At 59.9% G+C, this 19225-nt stretch carries 19 protein-coding genes; 12 read left to right on the top strand and 7 right to left on the bottom strand.

What is annotated here, in order from left to right:
• Positions 1–192: 192 nt before the first annotated feature.
• The 3 genes from IFT99_RS13580 to IFT99_RS13570 are packed head-to-tail and all read left to right on the top strand — an operon-like array spanning position 193 to position 3069.
• Positions 193–1305, top strand: a complete 1113-nt coding sequence (locus tag IFT99_RS13580; protein ID WP_244160420.1) for a glycosyltransferase family 4 protein — start codon at positions 193–195, stop codon at positions 1303–1305.
• The gene (locus IFT99_RS13575; protein WP_192132824.1) at positions 1298–2077 is read left to right on the top strand and encodes a DUF2334 domain-containing protein; all 780 of its coding nucleotides are present in this window, start codon (positions 1298–1300) and stop codon (positions 2075–2077) included. The genes IFT99_RS13580 and IFT99_RS13575 overlap by 8 nt, the downstream gene beginning before the upstream one ends.
• Positions 2074–3069: a lysylphosphatidylglycerol synthase transmembrane domain-containing protein gene (locus IFT99_RS13570; RefSeq protein ID WP_083233245.1), complete on the top strand. Its 996-nt coding sequence runs from the start codon at positions 2074–2076 to the stop codon at positions 3067–3069. Before IFT99_RS13575 ends, IFT99_RS13570 begins: the two co-directional genes overlap by 4 nt.
• On the opposite strand, the gene IFT99_RS13565 is transcribed toward IFT99_RS13570, so the two are convergent.
• Positions 3046–3234, bottom strand: a complete 189-nt coding sequence (locus tag IFT99_RS13565) for a hypothetical protein (RefSeq protein WP_192132823.1) — start codon at positions 3232–3234, stop codon at positions 3046–3048. The two genes, IFT99_RS13570 and IFT99_RS13565, sit on opposite strands and share 24 nt — an antisense overlap.
• Positions 3235–3338: 104 nt before the next feature.
• A complete protein-coding gene (purU, locus tag IFT99_RS13560) occupies positions 3339–4190 on the bottom strand; it encodes a formyltetrahydrofolate deformylase (protein ID WP_192132822.1) in 852 nt (283 codons plus the stop codon).
• A gap of 346 nt (positions 4191–4536) precedes the next feature.
• On the opposite strand from purU, the gene mvaT reads away from it, so the two are divergent.
• Positions 4537–4914, top strand: coding sequence for a histone-like nucleoid-structuring protein MvaT (gene mvaT / locus IFT99_RS13555; protein ID WP_065992265.1), 378 nt, complete (start codon positions 4537–4539; stop codon positions 4912–4914).
• Between the two features lie 100 nt (positions 4915–5014).
• On the opposite strand, the gene sbcB is transcribed toward mvaT, so the two are convergent.
• Positions 5015–6445, bottom strand: coding sequence for an exodeoxyribonuclease I (gene sbcB, locus IFT99_RS13550; RefSeq protein ID WP_192132821.1), 1431 nt, complete (start codon positions 6443–6445; stop codon positions 5015–5017).
• A gap of 235 nt (positions 6446–6680) precedes the next feature.
• On the opposite strand from sbcB, the gene IFT99_RS13545 reads away from it, so the two are divergent.
• The 4 genes from IFT99_RS13545 to IFT99_RS13530 are packed head-to-tail and all read left to right on the top strand — an operon-like array spanning position 6681 to position 11251.
• Positions 6681–7418 carry an RDD family protein gene (locus IFT99_RS13545; protein ID WP_192132819.1) on the top strand — a complete coding sequence of 246 codons (738 nt, stop codon included), beginning with the start codon at positions 6681–6683 and terminating at the stop codon, positions 7416–7418.
• Entirely contained in the window at positions 7415–8395 is a 981-nt protein-coding gene (locus IFT99_RS13540) for a stage II sporulation protein M (RefSeq protein ID WP_192132817.1), read from the top strand. The genes IFT99_RS13545 and IFT99_RS13540 overlap by 4 nt, the downstream gene beginning before the upstream one ends.
• Entirely contained in the window at positions 8382–10028 is a 1647-nt protein-coding gene (locus IFT99_RS13535; protein ID WP_192132815.1) for a DUF4129 domain-containing protein, read from the top strand. The genes IFT99_RS13540 and IFT99_RS13535 overlap by 14 nt, the downstream gene beginning before the upstream one ends.
• Positions 10025–11251: a DUF4350 domain-containing protein gene (locus tag IFT99_RS13530; RefSeq protein ID WP_192132813.1), complete on the top strand. Its 1227-nt coding sequence runs from the start codon at positions 10025–10027 to the stop codon at positions 11249–11251. The genes IFT99_RS13535 and IFT99_RS13530 overlap by 4 nt, the downstream gene beginning before the upstream one ends.
• Before the next feature lie 50 nt (positions 11252–11301).
• Here the strand turns inward: IFT99_RS13530 and IFT99_RS13525 are convergent, their stop codons facing one another.
• Both IFT99_RS13525 and IFT99_RS13520 read right to left on the bottom strand, forming a co-directional pair.
• Positions 11302–11976, bottom strand: coding sequence for a zeta toxin family protein (locus IFT99_RS13525; RefSeq protein WP_342214620.1), 675 nt, complete (start codon positions 11974–11976; stop codon positions 11302–11304).
• A 53-nt stretch (positions 11977–12029) separates the two neighbouring features.
• Positions 12030–12293 carry a hypothetical protein gene (locus IFT99_RS13520; protein ID WP_192132812.1) on the bottom strand — a complete coding sequence of 88 codons (264 nt, stop codon included), beginning with the start codon at positions 12291–12293 and terminating at the stop codon, positions 12030–12032.
• A 298-nt stretch (positions 12294–12591) separates the two neighbouring features.
• On the opposite strand from IFT99_RS13520, the gene IFT99_RS13515 reads away from it, so the two are divergent.
• A complete protein-coding gene (locus IFT99_RS13515; protein ID WP_197985971.1) occupies positions 12592–13713 on the top strand; it encodes an AAA family ATPase in 1122 nt (373 codons plus the stop codon).
• A complete protein-coding gene (locus IFT99_RS13510; RefSeq protein WP_192132809.1) occupies positions 13710–15065 on the top strand; it encodes a DUF58 domain-containing protein in 1356 nt (451 codons plus the stop codon). The genes IFT99_RS13515 and IFT99_RS13510 overlap by 4 nt, the downstream gene beginning before the upstream one ends.
• Positions 15066–15076: 11 nt before the next feature.
• Here IFT99_RS13510 and IFT99_RS13505 read toward each other — a convergent pair whose 3' ends face one another.
• Positions 15077–15436: a PilZ domain-containing protein gene (locus tag IFT99_RS13505; RefSeq protein ID WP_192132807.1), complete on the bottom strand. Its 360-nt coding sequence runs from the start codon at positions 15434–15436 to the stop codon at positions 15077–15079.
• A gap of 314 nt (positions 15437–15750) precedes the next feature.
• The gene (locus tag IFT99_RS13500; RefSeq protein ID WP_065992246.1) at positions 15751–16125 is read right to left on the bottom strand and encodes a tetratricopeptide repeat protein; all 375 of its coding nucleotides are present in this window, start codon (positions 16123–16125) and stop codon (positions 15751–15753) included.
• 179 nt (positions 16126–16304) lie between these two features.
• On the opposite strand from IFT99_RS13500, the gene pyk reads away from it, so the two are divergent.
• On the top strand, positions 16305–17756 hold the full coding sequence (gene pyk, locus IFT99_RS13495; protein WP_065992245.1) for a pyruvate kinase: 1452 nt from the start codon (positions 16305–16307) through the stop codon (positions 17754–17756).
• 224 nt (positions 17757–17980) lie between these two features.
• Positions 17981–19219 (top strand): hypothetical protein, encoded by a 1239-nt coding sequence (locus tag IFT99_RS13490; RefSeq protein ID WP_192132805.1) that lies wholly within the window; start codon positions 17981–17983, stop codon positions 19217–19219.
• Positions 19220–19225: the final 6 nt, after the last annotated feature.

Genomic DNA, 19225 nt, shown 5'->3' with positions numbered 1-19225 from the left:
AGGGGACTGCGGCGACAGCCCGACTGGACCGGCGCCGCTGATCAGCCCTCAGGCCACCTCCCTACTCTAGCGCAAGCGGCGTAACGCTCGTCCATTGGCCTAGGCTCAGGCATGGGTGCGACGTTCTGCAACCGAACATCTGTATGTGTGGACGGTCAACCAGAAGGACCGATCAATGGACGGAGGCATCCTGTGCATATCGCTGACATGACCATGTTCTACGCCCCTGCCAGCGGTGGCGTGCGCACGTATCTGGACGCCAAACACCGTCGCCTCGCGCTTTACCCGGGCGTGCGCCACAGCCTGCTGATTCCCGGGCCGCAAAGCAGTCATGAGGACGGCGTGTACCGGGTGCCGGCGCCGCCCGTGCCTTTTGGCAACGGCTATCGGTTCCCGCTGCGCGTCGGTCCCTGGCGAGCTGCCCTGCGAAGCCTGCGGCCGGACCTCATTGAAGTCGGCGATCCTTACCTGACGGCCTGGGCGGCACTGGATGCCCGGCGCCAACTGGACGTGCCGGTGATTGGCTTCTACCACTCCGATTTGCCGCTGCTGGTGAGCAACCGCATCGGCACCTGGCTGGGCGCCAACGTCGAGAATTACGTGAGCAAGCTCTACGGCAACTTTGACCGGGTGCTGGCGCCGAGCGCCGCGATGGCGGAGAAGCTGACCCGCCTGGGTGTGAAGAACGTTCATGTGCAGCCGTTGGGGGTTGATCTGCAGACGTTTCATCCCTCTCGCCGAGATTCGGGCCTCAAGGCCGAACTGGGCCTGACAGAAGAAACACACCTGCTTATCTTCGCCGGCCGTGGGTCGAAAGAGAAAAACCTGACCGTTCTCCTCGATTGCATGAAGGCGCTGGGCGCCGGATATCACCTGTTGCTGGTGGGCTCCCATATGCCAACCAGCGTGCCGACAAACGTGACGGTTGTGGATAAATTCCGCCCTGCCGCCGAGGTCTCGCGTCTGCTGGCAAGCGCTGATGCGCTGGTGCATGCCGGGGATCAGGAGACCTTCGGCCTGGTGGTGATCGAAGCCATGGCTAGCGGGATCCCGGTGGTCGCGGTGGATGCCGGTGCGTTCGGCGAAATCATCCCAGAGCACTGCGGCCTGCTGTGCGAACCCAATCACCCGCTGGCCATGGCGGCCGCCGTGCGTCAGTTGTTTGCCGAGAATGCAGCACGCCGAGGCGCGAATGCGCGGCGTCATGTCGAGGGGCACTACGCGTGGGACACTGTCGTCGCCGGCTTGCTCGGCCATTACCACGCAGTGCTCGGCGCCCACCAGCCGGGGTATGCCCATGGCTGATCACATGGCGAACACGCCACGCAGCGTCATGCTGGTCCTTCACGACGTGGCACCCCAGACCTGGCCGGATTATCGCCCGTTTGTGGAAGCCGTCGATGCGCTGGGAAACGTGCCCATTACCTGGCTAGTGGTGCCGGACTTCCACAAGCACGGCCCGATCGATGCCAACCCGGATTTCCAGCGGTTGATGCACGACCGTCTTGCACGGGGCGATGAACTGGCGCTGCACGGGTATTACCATTGCGACGACAGCCCTGCCCCGCGCACGCCGCAGGACTTTTTCATGCGCCGCATTTACACCTGGGAAGGCGAGTTCTACACCCTCAACGAGCAGCAGGCGATGGAGCGACTCGAAGCCGGCATGGAAGTGTTCCGGCGCAAAGACTGGCCGCTTCACGGGTTCGTTGCACCGGCCTGGCTGATGAGCGAAGGCACGCGCGATGCCCTGCGAAAATTGCCGTTGGACTACACAAGTGATGCCCAACACTTGTATCGTCTGCCGGACTTTTCCGAGATCGATGCACCCGGCATCGTATGGAGCGCTCGCAGCGCCTGGCGCCGGGGCGTATCAAAAATCGTCAGCAACCACCGTGAGGCTCAATTGCACAACGCCGCAACTATTCGTCTGGGCCTGCACCCTGTGGACATGCGCCACGACTTCTCCCGTCTTTATTGGCTGCAAGCCCTTGAGCGCCTGCTGAACGACGGCCGCACGCCCACGAGCAAATTTGCCTGGTTACTGGGCCTTAATGCCGCCAGGTCTGCGGCGTGAGGCGACTTGGCTGGCTTGCAGCAGCACTGATACTCGCCCTGCTGATTCCGTTTTTCATGGGCGGGGCGGACATGTTTCATCGCCTGCGCAATTTCCCGGTAATGCTCCTGATCGGCATGTTCGGCATGGTATTGGTGGGCTGGTGCATGAACACCATGCGCCTGCGCCTGTTACTCGGCGACGCCGCCACTGGGCTCGGCATGCGCAAGAGCCTTGCCGTGGTCATGGCGACCGAGTTTGCCTACTGCGCGACACCCGGTGGCAGCGGAGCGCCTCTGACGCTGGTGGCACTGCTCTCGCGCAGCGGCATCGGCCCGGCGAAGAGCACAGCGGCTTTCGCCACTGACCAGTTGATGGATCTGGTGTTTTTCCTGCTCGCACTTATCGGCATCCTGATTTACGCGGTATTCCACCAACTCAGCGAAAACCTTGAATGGATGCTCATTGCCAGCGCCCTGCTGATCGGCGCCGGGCTTTGCGCCTGCGCCGGTTTCGCGCGGTATCACCGACGCATCATTCTGTTCAACGGTCGGGTGCTCAAACGTCTGAAACGCAAGAACACCACGCGTATTCGCTGGGCGCGCAAGCTGTTGCATTTTCGCGACGCGCTGGCGGAAACCTGGAAGATGCCCCATCGCATACTGCTGCAAGTGTTTGCGCTGACCTGCGTGCACTGGAGTCTGCGTTACAGCGTGCTGTATCTGGCGTTGCAAGGGTTGGGCGTGAATATCGACTGGGCGTGGACGTTTCTGGTGCAGATGCTCTCGCTGAGCGCCGGGCAGTTCAGCCTCTCGCCGGGCGGTGCGGGAGCTGCGGAGTTGACGTCGGCGGCCTTGTTGGCGCCGATGATGGGCAAGTCGACGGCAGCGGCGGCGATCCTTATCTGGCGGATCGTCACCTATTACTTCTATCTGGTCGCAGGCGGTCCGGTGTTTCTGTTGATGGTCGGGCGCCCACTTTTAAACAAGCTACTGCGGATCAAGACTGTCTGATTCGTTTTGCTGTTTGGCAGACGTCAGTTCTTTCCATAACGCTTGCGCCCCCTCGAAGTCCGTGCCGTCTTCCGGCGACATTGCGTCGACGTCGTAACGGCTCAGGCACCCCTCGCCAAGGGTCGGCGGGGCTTTGGATGTGGCTTTGTCGAGGGGGTCGCTCATGTGGTTCCGCCTGTCTCGCCGCAGAAGCCTGAGTGTTCGCACACCATCATGGTGAAGTGAGCCGCTGAAACTTCAGCGGGCTCCCCAAACCGCTTAGACACTGCTTAATCAAAGACCACTGTCTTGTTGTCATGCACCAGCACGCGGTCTTCCAGGTGCGCGCGCAGCCCGCGAGCGAGCACCATTTTCTCCACGTCGCGACCGAAACGCACCATGTTCTCGATGCTGTCGCGATGGCTTACGCGCACCACGTCCTGCTCGATGATCGGACCGGCGTCCAGCTCTTCAGTCACATAGTGGCAAGTAGCACCGATCAGTTTCACGCCGCGCAGCGACGCTTGGTGATACGGCTTGGCGCCGACAAACGAAGGCAGGAAGCTGTGGTGAATATTGATGACCTGATGCGCGTATTCCCGGCACAGTTGCGGCGGCAGAATCTGCATGTAACGCGCCAGCACAACAACGTCGGCTTCGTGGTGTTTGACCAGACGCGAGACTTCGGCGAACGCCGGCTCTTTGTCTTTCGGATCAACCGGCACATGGTAATAAGGAATGTTGTGCCACTCGACCATGCTCCGCAGGTCCTGGTGGTTGGAAATCACGCAGGCGATTTCGCAGTGCAATTCATCGCTGTGCCAGCGGTGCAACAGGTCGGCCAGGCAGTGGGATTCCCGGCTTGCCATGAGCACGACGCGTTTTTTCTGCGCGGAATCGGTAATCCGCCAGTCCATCGAAAACTCTTCGGCGATAGGCGCAAAGGCTTGGCGGAAACCTTCGAGTTCGAAAGGCAGGGAATCGGCGCGGATTTCATGACGCATGAAAAACCAGCCGCTGAGACTGTCAGAGTGATGACTCGCTTCGGTAATCCAGCCGTTGTGCGAGGCCAGAAAGTTACTGACCTTGGCAACGATACCGACACGGTCCGGGCAAGCAATCACCAGACGAAAAGTGCGCATGTGAAAAACTCCAGAACTTCGCAAAGGCCGCCATTCTAGCGATTACGTGAGGACTGTGCAGTACCCGTATGCCGCTCATTTCAGGCGGCAAAAAAGCGCACCCTGCGGGGGTTAATGCATAAGTGCCAGACCGGTTCATCGGCGACGGAAATTCGACGCCAGATACTTCGCTGGAACTGCACCATGAGGGGCGTTCTATAACCCAACATGTGTATCTAAATCGAGCGTATGTCTGCGGCTATTTCAAAATGCTACGGATAAAACTTTTCTTAAATGTTTACTTGCGCAAACACTCTGATTATTATGCGCCCATCGCATCTTGCCCATCACAACATAGGTAACCCCCATGTCATTGATCAACGAATACCGCGCAACAGAAGAAGCCATCAAAGAATTGCAAGCCCGCCTGCAAAACCTGCAACAAGACGACAAACTGCAGAAAGAACTTGAGTTCGAAGGCAAACTGCGCACGTTGATGGGCGAATATCAGAAATCCCTGCGCGACATCATCGCGCTGTTGGATCCAGAGTCCAAAATGAAGGCGCCACGTGGCGCTGCTGTAAAGCCGGTTGGCACCAAGCGCGCTCGCAAGGTCAAGCAATACAAGAACCCGCACAACGGTGAAATCATCGAAACCAAAGGCGGCAACCACAAGACGTTGAAAGAGTGGAAAGCCAAGTGGGGCGGCGACGAGGTTGAAGGCTGGGCAACTCTGCTGGGTTAATTCCCGAGTGTAGAGTCAGTCGTCGCACTGAAACGTCCGACCCCAAAAAAACGCCAGCTGATGCTGGCGTTTTTTATTGCCTGCCATTAATCCAGCCTGGCTAAAGCGCCAGACGCTGTTTCAACATCAGAGAGTATTCCTGCCATTGAGCGAGCACCTTGAGTTGCTCGGGCGTGGCCTTCAGTGAGAGCTCGATCAGCGCACGGCTGAATGCCTTGAGCGTATTCGGCGCGCCGGCCTGAGGATCGCTCAGGCGCAACTGACAAAACGCCAGCCAGCGCTGTTGCTCTGCAACGCTCAGGGTTTCAGCAAAGTTGCGGGCGCGATAGCGGAATAACAACTCGGGCAGTCGATGATCATCGAACGGCCAGACATCGGTAGCCAGTTGCTGCGGCTCGGCAGTTCGCACCTGCTCGCAGAGACGACGGTCCCGGTCATTGATGAAGCCGTCGTATAACTGCTGTTCCGGATCTTCACTGGCAGGGAAGTTGTCGTTGGCGTACACGCTTTTCAACTTGTCCTGCCAGATCGTCTGCCCTTCATTCAATGCGGCGACGCGCATTTTATAAACACTCATGTCCAATTGCAGACGCTGACGGTCCTCCTCACGAAGCACGCTCAGCGGGGCAATGACCGGGCATTTATTTACATGCAGCAATTTGAGCGGGACCGGCAACTGGCCTTCGAGCAGATCTTCGCGACGGGTATATAGACGCTGACGCAAGGTCTCGCCGTCTTCGTCCAGCAGCGGGCTGTGGTCATGGAACAGGTCGCAGACAATCAATGCATTTCGGTTGACCGGATGCCAGGCCAGCGGGAGTACAACGCTCACATAACTTCGCGCCGCGGAAAACCGACCCGATATATGCACAAGCGGCTGCATCAACCGAATCTGATCCTGCACCTTGTGCTTGAAGCGCAACTCAAAAAGATAATCGTAAAGTTTGGGTTGTTTATCGCGAACCAGGCGCGCCAGTGCGATGGTCGCGCGGACGTCGGAGAGCGCGTCGTGGGCCTGACCATGGTCGATCCCGTTAGCCGCCGTGAGCCGCTCGAGTTTCAGCGTGACCCGGCCCTCTTCTTCCGGCCAGACAATGCCTTCGGGGCGCAATGCGTAAGCCGTGCGGACCACGTCGATCAGATCCCAGCGGCTGTTACCGCTCTGCCACTCGCGGGCGTAAGGATCGAAGAAGTTTCGGTAAAGGCTGTAGCGGGTCATCTCATCGTCAAATCGCAACGTGTTGTATCCCGCGCTGCAGGTGCCAGGGAGTGACATCTCTGCGTGCAATCGCGTCATGAAATCCGCTTCACACAGGCCCTTTTCCGCAAGCCGGTCAGGCGTAATGCCCGTCACCAGACACGCGGCCGGATGGGGCAGGATGTCATCGCCGGGCTGGCAATAGAGGTTGATCGGTTCGCCGATCTCGTTGAGCTGATCGTCCGTACGAATGCCCGCCACTTGCAGCGGCCGGTCGTTGCGTGGATTGATCCCGGTGGTTTCGTAGTCGTACCAGAAGATGCTGGAAGTCACGGGCTGATCCTGAGCAAAAGACCGGGCGAGTTTATCAGATGCCTTTGGGCGTCTGACGCCAGCGGATGCACACCACCGCTTGGGATACTGCGACACAGTTTGTGCGAAAGTGTCGGCTGTCTGTGGGCAGCAAGTTGTAACAGGACCCTTCCCACACTGTGTCCAGAATCATCCGGTTGCTTAGCCGCTCCGGCGTGGCTAGCATCAAACCTCTTTCACCGGCGTACCTTTCTTTATGTCCCTTTCCCATGCAGAGCCAGGAATTGCTGCGCCGCTTGTCCTGCTGGACACCCGTGTTCGCATGGAAACGCCCGAGGGCATAGACCTCATCCTGCGCCCCGCCGGTTCACTGCCCCGCTCCGTTGCGTTCGGCATCGACCTGATGATTCGCGGCGTATTGCTGGGTGTCCTGTTTTTTGTGCTGGGAACACTGGGCGACTTCGGCACCGGACTGTTCATGCTCGCGCTGTTTCTCGGAACCTGGGGCTATATGGTGCTCTTCGAGGTGCTGCACCAGGGGCGCACGCCGGGGAAACAGATCATGGGGCTGCGGGTCATTCATGATGACGGCACGCCGATTGGCTGGTCGGCCTCAGTGCTGCGCAACCTGCTGCGTTTCGTCGACATGCTGCCCTTCGGCTACTGCGTTGGCGGGTTCACCTGTTTGCAGCACCCGTTGTTCAAACGCCTGGGGGATCTGGCGGCCGGCACGCTGGTCATCTATCGGGATTTACCCCCGCAGCGGTCGCCACTGGCCGAAGCCACTGCGGTGAGCCCACCGCTGCTCCTCTTGCTGGAGGAGCAGCGCGCCATTCAAGCCTTCGCCGAGCGCCACGACACTCTTTCCCCGGCGAGGGCTCAGGAGCTCGCCGCCATCGTCACGCAGCCGTTGCAGCTGGCTACCTCGCCAGATCCGCACTATCCGGTCCAGCAACTACACGGCATCGCCCGCAGCCTGGCCGGTTCGTCATGAAGCAGAGCCTGTTCGAACAACGCCATGCAGACGACTGGCAGCGTTTTGCAACGCGTCTTGAGGCGCTGGAAGGGAGTCGACGTAAAAGCGAATCCGGTGCTGGCTTCAGCCGCGAATACCGTCAGATCTGCCAACACCTTGCGCTGGCGATTGACCGTGGGTACGCCAGTTATCTGGTCGAGCAACTGCAACAGCTTGCGATGCGCGGCCACCAACAGTTGTATCGCCACCGAAGCCAGTTCACTGCGCAGTTGCTGAGCTTCGTGCTGGCGGACTTTCCGCGGCTGGTGCGTGCTGAATGGCGATGGGTTGCCCTCGCCGGCCTGCTGTTTTTTGGCAGCCTGACGCTCATGGCGCTGCTGGTCTACGGCTATCCGGATCTGGTCTACAGCGTCGTCAGCCCGGCCGATGTCGCCGAGATGCACGCGATGTACGAGCCCGCCGCGCGGCGCATCGGGCAGACGGCCGAGCGCGCATCGAGCACTGACTGGCTAATGTTCGGTTACTACGTCATGCACAACGTCGGCATTGCTTTCCAGACCTTCGCCAGCGGCCTGCTCTTCGGCGTCGGCAGTCTGTTTTTTCTGTTCTTCAACGGGCTGATGATTGGCGCGGTTGCAGGCCATCTCACCGACGCGGGCATGGGGGCAACTTTCTGGCCGTTCGTGGTCGGACACAGCGCCTTTGAGCTGACCGGCATCATGCTGGCGGGTGCGGCGGGGCTCAAACTCGGATGGGCGCTGGTGGCGCCTGGTCAACTGCGCCGGAGCGAGGCGCTCCAAGGCGCTGCCCGGACCAGCGTACGACTGATCGGCGGGGTCATGATGTTCCTGCTCATCGCCGCATTCATTGAAGCGTACTGGTCGTCGATGTGCTGGCCACCAGCGATGGCCAAATATGGGGTGGGCGCTTCTTTGTGGCTGCTCGTCGGCGCCTACCTGACGCTTGCCGGACGCACGCCCCATGCGCCTGACTGACGCCAGCGTTGTCATACGCCCACGTACGCCCTGGGAGGCCATCGACCTGGGCGTTCTTCTGGCGCAGCGGCATCGCGCGTTGCTGATGACCAGTTGGGCCATCGTCACCTTGCCGGTCGTCGCACTGATTACCCTGCTGCTGTGGGATTACCCGTCGGTGGCAGTCCTGGTGTTCTGGTGGCTGAAGCCGGCCTACGAACGGCTCCCGCTGCTGATTCTGTCCCAGGCGCTCTTCGGCTCGGCACCTTCGCTCAGGCAGGCGCTGAAAAACTTCCCGTCCGCACTCAAACCGCAGTTGATAGCAAGCCTGACGTGGCGCCGTCTGAGCATCAGCCGCAGCTTCTATCAGCCGGTGCAGCAACTCGAAGGACTCGACGGGTTGCCGCGTGCGCAGCGGATTGCCGTGCTTGGACAGAAGGATTCCCGGGCGGCGCGTCTGCTGACCGCGCTGGGCAGCACCGTTGAAATGACCTTCTGGATCGGCCTGATGGTGCTGTTCTACGCCATGATTCCGCCACAGATTGAGGCGGACTGGTCGTGGCGCAGCTTGCTGGACATCGAGGGTGAGTGGAACTGGCTGGAGCATCTGACCAACGGGTTTTATGCCTTGGTCCTTATCGTCTGGGGGCCGGTGTATGTGTCGTGCGGGTTCGCGCTGTACCTCAATCGCCGAACCGCATTGGAGGCGTGGGACATCGAACTGGGTTTCCGCAAGCTGCGTCAGCGTGTTATGGGCAGCGCACTGGCGTTGCTACTGGGCGGGTGCCTTGCACTGACGTTGCTGCCGTCTTCCGCCCTGGCAGAGTCGGCGCTAAACCCGTCGATGACAGACCCGTCAATGGCGGACGAAATCCCCGGCGAATCGGGCAATAGCTGCCCGTTGCCGCCGCTGGACAACCCGCAGACGGACGAGAACGTGGCCTCGCCGGATTCCCCTCGCCTGCGTAATCAGTTGCTGACCAGCCAGGCGTCACAGGACGCCATCCATTCAGTGCTTGAGCAACCGCCGTTTAAAAATCCCAAACCAGTGTCCGGCTGGCGCATCGCCCAGCCAAAACAGGATGCCAGCCATGATGCCAGGTCAGCCGAGACACTGACCTGGCTGGCGCGGCTGATCGTCGGCCTGCTCAACGTGGGCAAAACCTTATCAACGCTGTTCGGGGCACTGTTATGGACGCTCGTCGGCCTGACGGTCGCGTGGGTGATCTGGCGCTATCGGGCCTGGTTCGCCACCTTCGTTGGTAAAAGCACGCCCAAGGCAATTGCACCACAAGACCTCCCTCAGCAACTCTTTGGCCTGCAGGTTCGGGCTGAAAGCCTGCCGGCGGATGTCGCCGATGCAGCAGAAAGGCTCTGGCAGCAGTCACCGCGCGAGGCGTTGAGCCTGCTTTACCGCGCACTGCTGAGCCGCCTGTTGACGGATTACCAGCTGCCGCTGAGAAGCGCAGACACCGAGGGCCAGATTCTGGCGCGGATCGCCGAGCTCAAGCAGCCCTCCCTCGATGACTTCAGCCATGAGCTGACGCACCACTGGCAGAATCTCGCGTACGGGCACCAGATGCCGCCGGATCAGGCACGGCAGACGTTGTGTGCAGACTGGCGGAAGTTGTTCGCGCAAGGGGCAGGGGCATGAGCCGGCGCTGGATCATCGGGCTGGTCGCCACGCTGATGCTGGCAAGCATCGTCATCGCCAGTGTGCCCGTACTGAAGCGGCTCGAGCGTTACCAGGAAACCGTCGATCAGGGCCCTTCTCCCGAGGCGCTGGCCAACCCTTACCTCGCCGCTCAGACGTTCCTGCGTCAGCGGAACATTGTGGTGAAGACGGTCGAAACCCTCGCCACTCTCCCGGATATCCAGGACCAGCCGCAGACGCTCATGCTGCTGGATTTCCGCGACAAGATGACGCCGTCCGAGGTCCAGCGCTTGCTGGCCTGGACCCGTTCGGGAGGCCGCCTTCTGTTTGTTGCGGAACAACTGTGGGACCCGACCAAGGGGAGCAGCGGCGACCTGTTGCTGGATCAATTGCAGATTCATCAATTTCTCACCCTGGATCTGCAAGAGCAGGACCGCGAACGTCAGCGCGAACAGCTCAAGCCGGTCATCCCGCTGAGCACTCCGGACATTCAAGGCTCCGAAACGCCGTGGCCCGAGTTGACCCGGCTATTCCTGCAAAATGAAAACGATCCGGCCTACATGAGCTTCGACCCGGCCTTCCACCTGGATGACCCCGAGGATCATGCGCAGTCATGGGCCAACAGCGCTGACGCCACGCACCTGCTGCAAATGGTGTACGGCTCCGGATTGATCACCGTCGTCACCGACGCCGACCTCTGGAAAACCCACGCCATCGGCGAATACGATAATGCCTGGCTGCTCTGGTACCTGAGCCAGGACAGCACTGTCACGATGGTGCTGCGCACTGAACACGACAACCTGTTCGGCCTGCTCTGGAAATACTTCCCACAAGCCCTCCTCGCGTTGACGCTGTGCCTCATCGCAACGCTTTGGCATGCAGCCATGCGCCATGGCCCGATGCTGCCAGTCCTGTCCCGTGGTCGCCGTCAGCTCAGCGAGCACCTGCGGGCGAGCGCCGACTTCATGCTCCGCCGCGAAGGCCAGCACGCCGCGTTGCGCGCCTTGCAGCAAGACATCCTGCGCCGCGCCCGGCAACGGCATCCCGGTTTTGAAACCCTGGCCGTCACCGAACAATGGCAAACGCTGGCGCGCATGACACGTCAGTCCACCAGCAGCATCGGCCAGGCATTGCGTCCGCGGCCAGAGCAGCGCCTGTCCAGCAGCGAATTCACCCGTCAGGTTGCGTACCTGCAAACCATCAGGAATGCCTTGAGCGGGTAGAAGGCAAAACCGCAGTCTCATGACGCTGCACTGGCTACTGGGATGCCGAATCAGTCTTCGACTGCATCAACAACTTTGTTGACGTAATTCTCGACGAACCAATCAGGCAAATCCTCGAACCGAAATTCGAAATCAATGCCGTTGGTGACCTCGGCAAGCAAAACGGCCTCAGCTTCCGAGTTATCGAAAATGTAAGCACGATCGGTCGCCTCGACTGCAGCAGGAAGCAAATCAAGCGAGCCCTTGTAGCGCTTGCGACTTTTGTCTTCAGGTACGTTGTGACCACCTTCTGCAACTCGGTTGGCGACTCTCTGGATGTTGATGTCCACAGAATCAGTGGAAACGTAATAGAGGTAGGTACGGTAGCCCTTGCGCTGTGCCAGCTCCAGAAACTCGACTTTGTCAGGGCTGGACATCACCGTTTCAAAGGTGAAATTTTCGCCGAGTTCAAGCAGCTGATGTCGAATGAAATCTGCAATCGCCGACGCGAAGTAGGAATCCATGGGTACAAACGTGAAGTCAACGCGATCGCCATTCAGACCGATTAACTTTGCCTGGCCCTGTCTGTTGAATCTGACGAGCAGCGCGTGCTCATCGATAAATGAATGCAATGCCTGGGGGGTGGTGCGAATTGTGTAGCTGGAAAGGTCCAGAAAACCGGTTTCTTTGACTTCGTGTTCGATGTCATCCGCGTTGACGTAGATACCGAAGGTTCGCCGGGACAAATCCCTTCATCGTGGATTTACCGCTGCCATTGGGCCCTGCCCAGCAGCGTGCCCTAGGCACTGGTTTTCAGCCGGCGAACCTTAAGCACTTTGCCGAGCTGGACTTTGGTACGAGGCTTGGCTTCGGCGATCACCCGCATCGAGCCGTCAGCTTTGGCTTCAACCATATTCGTACCCTGGATGCGATAGACAGTCAGGCCTGATGACAACGCTCGGTAATACGCCGAAACGGTCGCGCTTGCAGCCAATACGGGGATTTTGTCCTCAAGATTCAACATGTCTTCTTCGGACAATGTGTTTAATTCGACCTGAGCCATGGCGTTCTCCGGCATTCAGTTTCATTTGGTAAGGAGGTTCGTCGTGATTCTAGCCCAAGTGGGGCCGCCAATCTCGACCCGGTTGTTTAACAGGACCCGAGCGAATCGCTTGAGGGTTCTGGACATCGACTCAAGATCGGACAAACATGGCTCCGGCTCTGTTCGACCAAGCTTCGACACGGCATCGCTGTCGACCTTTGAGTCTCCATATATTCACAAGATGCGGCGAGCCATGCAGCTCGCTCAAGACGCCCCGACATAATCCCCCGCACATTCAAATGAGGTAAGCGCTCGATTTATGGACGATAAAACGGACCTCAACGTTAGCAAAACGCCTGAGCATGGGAGCGATCAACCGACCGAGCCAGGCCACGCCGCCAATCACCTCCCCACTCCAGAACACGGGGCCGTGGACCACAAGCAAATCGAGCCAGCCACCCCCTCGGGCAGCAATCCGGCGCAGCAGCGCCAGCGTGCGATTCATCTGGCGCAGGCGGTGCGGCACGAGTTGCAAAAAGCGGTGATCGGCCAGGACGCCGTGATCGATGATGTACTGACTGCACTGATCGGCGGCGGCCATGTGTTGCTTGAAGGCGTTCCCGGGTTGGGCAAGACGTTGCTGGTACGGGCGCTGGCCCGGTGTTTCGGCGGCGAGTTCGCGCGCATTCAGTTCACCCCTGACCTGATGCCCAGCGATGTCACTGGCCATGCCGTGTACGACATGCAGAGCGAGCAGTTCAAGCTGCGCAAAGGGCCGCTGTTCACCCATCTGCTGCTGGCGGACGAGATCAACCGCGCGCCGGCGAAGACTCAGGCGGCGCTGCTTGAGGCGATGCAGGAACGTCAGGTCACGCTGGAGGGCCGAGCCCTGCCGGTGCCGCAACCGTTCATGGTGCTCGCGACGCAGAACCCGATCGAGCAGGAAGGTACTTATCCGCTGCCTGAAGCCGAACTCGACCGCTTCATGCTCAAAGTGCGTATGGATTACCCCCAGGCTGATCAGGAGCTGGAGATGGTCCGTCAGGTGACCCGTTCGACGCGTTCCGACATGCTCGACATCCAGCCCCTGCGCACCTTGATGCAGGCGAAAGATGTGCTAGCGCTGCAACGCATCGCCGGCGATCTGCCGGTGGATGAACAGGTCCTCGATTACGCCGTACGGCTGGCCCGCGCCACCCGTACGTGGCCGGGCCTGACACTCGGCGCGGGGCCGCGAGCATCCATTGCTTTGATTCGGGGAGCCCGCGCGCGGGCGCTGTTGCGCGGCGGCGAGTTCGTCGTACCCGACGATGTCAAAGGTTGTGCGCTGGCGGTACTGAGGCACAGGGTCAGGCTGGCCCCGGAGTTGGACATCGAAGGGTTGTCGGTAGATCACGTGCTCAAGCAATTGCTGGATCAGGTGGCGGCGCCGCGCCGATGAAACAACTGCTCAAGCCTTCGACCCGCATGCTCTGGTGGCTGGCCGTTCTGCTCGGCGTGTCGGTGCTGCTCGGCGTTTTGCAGGCATTGGGTCGAGGCCCCGTTGCACGGCTGGACGGCTTTTTCTGGACCCTGCTATGGGTAATGGCTGCCGTGGCAGGGCTGGATGCAGCATGGCTGTGGCGCTTGCCCTCCCCTCGGGTCAAGCGGCATTTGAGCGGCAGCCTGGGGATGGGACGCTGGAGCGAGGTGCGGGTCGAGCTGGAACACGATTCACCCCGCGCGCTGCACATGACCTTCTTTGATCACGGCCCCTCCGAGCCGGACGCCCGCTACGAAACCGACAATCTGCCTCAGGTCGTCGTGCTGCGCCCCCAGCGAACGGCCCAGCTGACCTATCGGCTGCGGCCGGCCAGCCGGGGGGACTTCACTTTCGAACGGACCGAAATCCTCATGCGCAGCCCGTTGCGCCTGTGGTCATCCCGGCGGTATGTACCCAACCATGACGCCGTCCGGGTCTACCCTGATTACGCCCGGCTGCAGAACGGGCAGTTGCTGGGCGTCGAGAACTGGCTCAGGCAGATCGGCATCCGCCAGCAACCGCGTCGGGGACTGGGCCTGGAGTTTCATCAGCTGCGCGAATTTCGTGAAGGCGACAGCCTGCGCCAGATCGACTGGAAAGCCACGGCCCGGCATCGCGCGCCCATTGCCCGGGAATATCAGGATGAGCGCGATCAGCAAATCCTGTTCATGCTCGACTGTGGCCGACGCATGCGCAGCCAGGACGGCGAGTTGACGCATTTCGACCATGGGCTGAACGCCTGCCTGCTGTTGAGCTATGTGGCCTTGCGTCAGGGCGACGCGGTCGGTCTTTCAACCTTCGCGGGCGATCAGGACCGGCATTTGCCACCCGCCAAAGGCGCGGGGCAGCTGAACGTGCTGCTGAATCACCTCTACAACGTCAACGCGACCCAGCGCCCCGCCGATTATGCGGTGGCGATGCGAACCCTCCTCGCGCGGCAGAAGCGACGGGCGTTGGTGGTGTTGATCACCAACCTGCGGGACGAGGATGACGAGCAATTACTCGAAGCGGTCAAACAGCTGAGTCGCCATCACCGGGTGCTGATTGCCAGTCTGCGCGAGGCCGTGCTCGACGATCTTCGTCAAGCGCCGGTGCATACCTGGCAACAGGCCGTGGACTATTGCGGAACGGTCGACCTGCTCAACGCACGCAGCGGGCTGCATGAGCGTTTGATCGCCCATGGCATCCCTGTGCTGGATGTGCGCCCCAGTGAGCTGGGGCCAGAGTTGGTAAGCCGATACATGAGCTGGAAAAAAGCCGGCGCGCTGTAGGGCGCCGGCCTTCAGGCAGACGCTTCGAGCGGATAGAAGCTGAAATAGCGCTGCAAGGCCTGAATGAGGACAAAGTATTCCGCCGGCGCCGCTTGCAGACGGAAGCCGGAATCGAATATGCGAGGGGTTTCGTCTTCCTGACACCACAGGCAGCTGGCGTCGATGTCGATGTGGTAGAGGCCGTTCTTGCCGTCAGGCACTTTCAGGCGCAGCTGAAAATCGGCGCCCACCAGAATGGGCAGATCGCTGATCAGCATCAGGCCCTGCTCTGACACGTTCCCCAGACAACCCAAAGGTTTATCGGTGTACCGGTTGAACACTTGCAGGTAGTAAGGCAGTTGATGACGCTCTATTCGTCGTTCATTAAGCATGCGGACACTCGCCCTGAGATGACCATTGAGCATGGCCGCGCTAGTGCTTTGGGATTCGGTTGCACGGAACTGCCAGACCCGTAAAGCCAGAACCCATCAATGGATAAGCCCATCACGGCATCTGACTCACTCGGTACTGGCAAAAGTCACTGACTCCTAGGGCCGATCGGCGTTAAACACCCCTATCGGGCTCGCTTTCGGATCAGTGGCACTGCCACCTTCGTCAAAACACTTAGGTCCCTACCCATCGCAGCCTAGCTCAGGTTTTCCCGATATCCACTCGAAAACGCTACCGTACATCCACTCGGGTGTAACTAACGTGAAGCAGGGCGCGGTGTGGCGGGCGGCGCCAGGTTGTCATGGCCGAGCTGATGCAGTGTGTCCAGACGGGCCTTGGCGCGGAACGCGTATTCGCTTTCCGGGAACTGGGTGATGATGTACTGGTAGGTCTGTACCGCATCCATGTAGAACTTCTGGCGCTCCAGGCACTGACCCCGCAACATTGACACTTCGGGCTGCACGTAGCGACGCGAACGGCTCTCCCGGTCGACTTTCGACAGGTTGTACATCACCGCGTCACAGTCGCCCTGGGCGTAGGCGCGGTTGGCATTGTTCAAATGGCTGTTCATTGCCCAGCGGGTGCAACCACCCAAGGCAAGCAGCGCCACTAATATCATCACGATTCGCATGAGAGTCTCCTGTGCTCAGCCCTTGTATCGGCGTATTCCGGGATTTCTTCAAGGCCGATTTGAGCCCCGCCGGCCTGCCGATTGCCCAGCGATCAGGGGGTCAGGTAGTGCAAAGGAACAATGACTACAGAGCAATACAGTAGTAGCCTCTCGCTGCGCTTCATTTAAGGAGTTTGTGCATGACCGTTCGCCGCACCAAAATCGTAGCCACACTGGGCCCTGCCAGTAATTCGCCAGAAGTCATCGAGAAGCTGATTCTTGCAGGCCTGGACGTCGCCCGCCTTAACTTCTCCCACGGTACGCCCGACGAGCACAAGGCTCGCGCGAAGCTGATCCGCGACATCGCCGCCAAGAACGGTCGGTTCGTCGCGTTGCTGGGTGACCTTCAAGGCCCGAAAATCCGCATCGCCAAATTCGTCAACAAGAAGATCGAGCTGAAGGTAGGTGACAAGTTCATCTTCTCCACCAGCCATCCTCTGACCGACGGCAACCAGGACATCGTCGGTATCGATTACCCCGATCTGGTCAAGGACTGCGGCGTCGGCGACGAGCTGCTGCTGGACGATGGGCGCGTGGTCATGCGCGTCGACACGCAAACCGCCGATGCACTGCATTGCACCGTGACCATCGGCGGCCCGCTGTCGGATCACAAAGGCATCAACCGTCGCGGCGGCGGCCTCACGGCACCGGCGCTGACCGAGAAAGACAAGCAGGACATCAAACTCGCTGCCGAAATGGACCTGGATTACCTGGCCGTTTCGTTCCCGCGTGACGCGGCCGACATGGAATACGCGCGCAAGCTGCGTGACGAATCCGGCGGCACGGCCTGGCTGGTGGCGAAGATCGAACGCGCCGAAGCCGTTGCCGACGACGACACCCTCGATGCCCTGATCCGCGCCAGTGACGCGGTCATGGTTGCCCGTGGCGACCTGGGCGTGGAAATCGGCGACGCCGAGCTGGTGGGCGTCCAGAAGAAAATCATCCTGCACGCGCGTCGCCACAACAAGGCGGTGATCGTTGCCACGCAGATGATGGAATCGATGATTTCAAGCCCGATGCCAACCCGCGCTGAAGTGTCCGACGTGGCCAACGCCGTGCTCGACTACACCGACGCCGTGATGCTGTCCGCTGAAAGTGCCGCGGGCTCATACCCTGTGGAAGCCGTTGAAGCGATGGCGCGTATCTGCGTCGGCGCTGAACGTCATCCGACCGGCAAGACCTCCAGCCACCGCGTCGGTCACTCGTTCACCCGTTGTGACGAAAGCATCGCGCTGGCCGCCATGTACACCGCCAACCACTTCCCTGGCGTAAAAGCGATCATTGCGCTGACTGAAAGCGGCTATACCCCGCTGATCATGTCGCGCATTCGCTCCTCGGTGCCGATCTACGCGTTCTCCCCGCACCGCGGCACCCAGGCGCGCGCGGCGATGTTCCGTGGCGTCTACACCATCCCGTTCGACCCGGCCGCACTGCCGCCGGGTCAGGTCAGCCAGTCGGCTGTGGACGAACTGGTCAAGCGCGGTCTGGTTGAGCAAGGCGACTGGGTCATCCTGACCAAGGGCGACAGCTACCACACCATCGGCGGCACCAACGGCATGAAGATCCTTCACGTCGGCGACCCAATGGTTTAAGCGACACCGCAACACGAAAAAGCCCCGCCTCGTGAGAGTGCGGGGCTTTTTTATGTCCGCACGGCGCCCAACATGCTGACTGCCGTGTGGAACAGACCGACCCGGTACTAGCCAAAGCAGTATCCAGTTCAGGCACGCATTCCCACTGTCATTTATGTCAGTAGCTCCGGTAAAAACGCAGGTCTACAGTTAACAGTTCAGATGACCATCGGAAGGGAAATCACATGAACAAGGAAACTATCGTCAGTGGAAAACCGGACCTGACCTTCGGTACCGGTGGGCTCGCACACTTACCTCCGACCATGAGGTATGCAGGTAATGTGATGTGGAAGCCTGGCGCGGATGCTCTGGTGGTCGGCGCCTCCGAGCAAGACGGGCATTTTCTCGTCACGCGCTTGCTGAAAGACGGCAACGTTGATGTCACGTTCGGAAATAACGGCATCATTCAGGGCCAAATACTACTTGAGCAGATATCGATGGGTGTGAGTGCCTTCGACGTCGAATCCAGTAAGACAGTCATTGTGGTGAACACCTCGACCCCCGGCGGTGGGTATATCCCCTGTGCAACCCGATACGAAGAGGGCGGCATCCTCGACCTAAATTATGGACAAGGTGGCATCCTGCAGCTTGCTTATCCCGGGACCCTCGGCAGTGACCACCTGCCGGCTCATGACCGCCTGCCGAATGTCGAGAGCCAGCGGCAGTCACTCGCGACGACAATGCCAACCGGATCAACGGGACTAACGCCCTCCGGCAAGCTCATAGTGGGTTGGTGGTACGTCAACGAAAGAAAGACCGTTATTTACCAGGTTGATGACACTGGCAAACTGGACACTTCCTTCAATGGAGTGGGTTACGTGACTTACCCAGAGGCGCTGGGCTCTAGCTCACTGAGTGCGTTATTAATCCTGGCATCGGGGAAACTCCTCGCCGTCGGCGAGCATAGAAGTGAATCCGGCGCCTTCTATCCATTTTTGGTTCGGTACAACGAGACTGGCACGCTGGATAATGAGTTTGGAAAGGACGGAAGCGGCGTCGTAGAACTTCAATCGGACCAATATGCCGGTTATATCCTGAACGGCTGTATTGAAACCGAAGTGGGGAATCTGATCATTTTTGGTCGGGATGCCGCAGGCAATGCCCGGCTTATAGGTCTTGTGGGTGACGGCAGCATTGATCCGTCGTTTAGACCCGACAAAGTCCCCGATGTATTCGAGTGGCTTAGCGCAGCATACGACGGAGACAAACTCGTCGCTGCGGGCCATACGTCTGACCCGCGCTACGTCATCATCGCGCGCTACAACACAGATGGCTCTCTTGATCCTGCATTCGGGTCCGATTCAGGCTGGGTACGCCTCGACTACCCCGGCATACCCGAGTCTCCGACGCCGTACGACGTAAAAGCCGTGGATGAAAAGATACTTATAGCCGGCGGCAGCTTCGTCACGCGTATTCTTGCCTGAGGGTGT

This window comes from Pseudomonas sp. CFBP 8772 (genome assembly GCF_014841665.1).
In the GTDB taxonomy this organism is placed as follows: domain Bacteria; phylum Pseudomonadota; class Gammaproteobacteria; order Pseudomonadales; family Pseudomonadaceae; genus Aquipseudomonas; species Aquipseudomonas graminis_B.
The sequence above is the reverse complement of the archived record's forward strand: the minus strand, read 5'-3'. Positions and strand labels throughout refer to the sequence as shown.

Coding starts and splice junctions, on each gene's coding strand:
- IFT99_RS13520 (WP_192132812.1), bottom strand. CDS start 12,293: ATGGCTCAGGTCGAATTAAACACATTGTCCGAAGAAGACATGTTGAAT.
- IFT99_RS13515 (WP_197985971.1), top strand. CDS start 12,592: ATGGACGATAAAACGGACCTCAACGTTAGCAAAACGCCTGAGCATGGG.
- IFT99_RS13540 (WP_192132817.1), top strand. CDS start 7,415: ATGAAGCAGAGCCTGTTCGAACAACGCCATGCAGACGACTGGCAGCGT.
- IFT99_RS13575 (WP_192132824.1), top strand. CDS start 1,298: ATGGCTGATCACATGGCGAACACGCCACGCAGCGTCATGCTGGTCCTT.
- IFT99_RS13545 (WP_192132819.1), top strand. CDS start 6,681: ATGTCCCTTTCCCATGCAGAGCCAGGAATTGCTGCGCCGCTTGTCCTG.
- IFT99_RS13530 (WP_192132813.1), top strand. CDS start 10,025: ATGAGCCGGCGCTGGATCATCGGGCTGGTCGCCACGCTGATGCTGGCA.
- pyk (WP_065992245.1), top strand. CDS start 16,305: ATGACCGTTCGCCGCACCAAAATCGTAGCCACACTGGGCCCTGCCAGT.
- mvaT (WP_065992265.1), top strand. CDS start 4,537: ATGTCATTGATCAACGAATACCGCGCAACAGAAGAAGCCATCAAAGAA.
- IFT99_RS13505 (WP_192132807.1), bottom strand. CDS start 15,436: ATGCTTAATGAACGACGAATAGAGCGTCATCAACTGCCTTACTACCTG.
- purU (WP_192132822.1), bottom strand. CDS start 4,190: ATGCGCACTTTTCGTCTGGTGATTGCTTGCCCGGACCGTGTCGGTATC.
- IFT99_RS13510 (WP_192132809.1), top strand. CDS start 13,710: ATGAAACAACTGCTCAAGCCTTCGACCCGCATGCTCTGGTGGCTGGCC.
- IFT99_RS13565 (WP_192132823.1), bottom strand. CDS start 3,234: ATGAGCGACCCCCTCGACAAAGCCACATCCAAAGCCCCGCCGACCCTT.
- IFT99_RS13500 (WP_065992246.1), bottom strand. CDS start 16,125: ATGCGAATCGTGATGATATTAGTGGCGCTGCTTGCCTTGGGTGGTTGC.
- IFT99_RS13535 (WP_192132815.1), top strand. CDS start 8,382: ATGCGCCTGACTGACGCCAGCGTTGTCATACGCCCACGTACGCCCTGG.
- IFT99_RS13490 (WP_192132805.1), top strand. CDS start 17,981: ATGAACAAGGAAACTATCGTCAGTGGAAAACCGGACCTGACCTTCGGT.